At 38.1% G+C, this 1799-nt stretch carries 1 protein-coding gene; it reads right to left on the reverse strand.

Annotation, left to right across the window (positions count from 1 at the left end; translation table 11 throughout):
* Positions 1-1601 (reverse strand): condensation domain-containing protein (locus tag SAE01_RS24280; protein WP_246113331.1); only part of this gene is annotated, 1601 nt, incomplete at its 3' end.
* Positions 1602-1799: the final 198 nt, after the last annotated feature.

Raw genomic sequence — 1799 nt, forward strand, 5'->3', positions numbered from 1 at the left:
GAAGCACAGCTAAATTGCTCCTTAAGAAGTTTGTCTTCAGTTTCTCTTAAAATAGAAAGACTACCAACAGACTGATCAGGAGAAGCAACTATTGATTCCAGGAGGGAAGTAAAATGCTCCATCATGCGATCAATACGATCGCGTTTAAATAAATCAGTACTATACAAAACAGACCCCTGAATGCCACGAGGGCTTTCAGTCATAAAAAAAGTTAGCTCAAATTTTACTGTCGTGTGTTCATAAGGTTCTCCTGAAAGTAAGAGATTGCCTAAACGTAATTCGGGAACGTCCGGCGTGTTCCTTAGCACAAGCATTACTTGAAAAAGAGGATTTCTGCTAATATCACGATCTTTCACCACTGCCTCTACCACCCTTTCAAAAGGCACTTCTTGATTGCCATATGCCTCCAGCATTGTCTGACGGACCTGTTGAAGGAGATTATTAAAACTTATTTTTCCACTTACATTACTTCTGAGGGCAAGGGTGTTTACAAAGAAGCCTATCAATCCTTCCAGTTCTGCCTGAGGACGTCCAGCAATAGATGTACCGACACAAACATCTTCCTGCCCACTATACCTATATAATAAGACCTTGAAAGCCGAAAGCAAAGTCATGTACAGAGTTGCCGCGTTTCGCTGACTTAAAATCCTAAGCTGATCACGTAACTCAGGCGAAATCATAAAAAGAGCAGAAGCCCCCCGGTTACTACTAACGGCAGGACGTTTATAATCTAACGGAAGCTGAAGAGGAGCAACGTCGTCGAGCTTCTTCTTCCAGTAGTCTAACTTTCTATTAAGTAACTCTTCTTGTAAATACGACCTCTGCCAAATAGCATAGTCAGAATATTGAATTGGGAGTGAATTTAGATTTGGCGAACGACCATCGGCGTAAGCAGTATAAAGCTCACCCAACTCTTTGACGAAAATAGGTGTTGACCACGCATCTGAGGCAATGTGATGCATGGTTACAACAAGCAAATGCTCTTCTTCCGCAAGCGTTATTAATTCTGAACGGAGCATGTAATCTTTGGCAAGATTGAACGGAGAGCGAGTGGTATTCTGAATATATGAGTACAATCCTGTTTTATCCTCTAAATACCCTGTTCCTGATGTAGTCGTTAATTTCCACTCATTCTCTGGCTTAACACGCTGCCACGGCTCTCCATCCTCTTCTATATATACTGTCCGTAATATTTCATGCCGGTTTACAATCTCGTTAAGTGCATGCTCAACGGCATTCTTATTCATAATTCCCTTGAGACGTAGTACAGCAGTAATATGATATTGTAAACTGCCCTCTAACTGGTCGATAAACCATAATCGCTCTTGGCTAAATGATAAAGGAATTTTGAAAGATTGACTATTTCTTTCAGCCTTAATAATTTTTTGATTACTGTCAACGGTCCTAAGTTTTAAATCCTCTTTACTTAAAAAATCAATTAAAGACTCTTTATTTGCTCTTATTTGATCCAGTAACTTTTGGTCAATATCTTTATTATCAGGAACTTTCAGCTGAAGTCGACCATCGTTTAAGATAATCTCTACTTCGTCTTGTTTTGCCAAATACAATAACTCAATCACTTTTGTAAAAGCTTCTTTCATATTACTCCCTTATCTCAGCATGGTGTTTTCAGCCAATTATTGTAACAATTATACATCTAATACTTTAAATGTTATTGTATTTTTTTCCTTCGAATTATTAATACTTTGTATTTCTATGTACTTACTTAAATCACTAATAGTAGTGAACTGAAACAGCAAATGAATTGGTACTGAAATAGACAAATCGCGTTCAATATA

Source organism: Segetibacter aerophilus, from assembly GCF_007991655.1.
GTDB lineage: Bacteria > Bacteroidota > Bacteroidia > Chitinophagales > Chitinophagaceae > Segetibacter > Segetibacter aerophilus.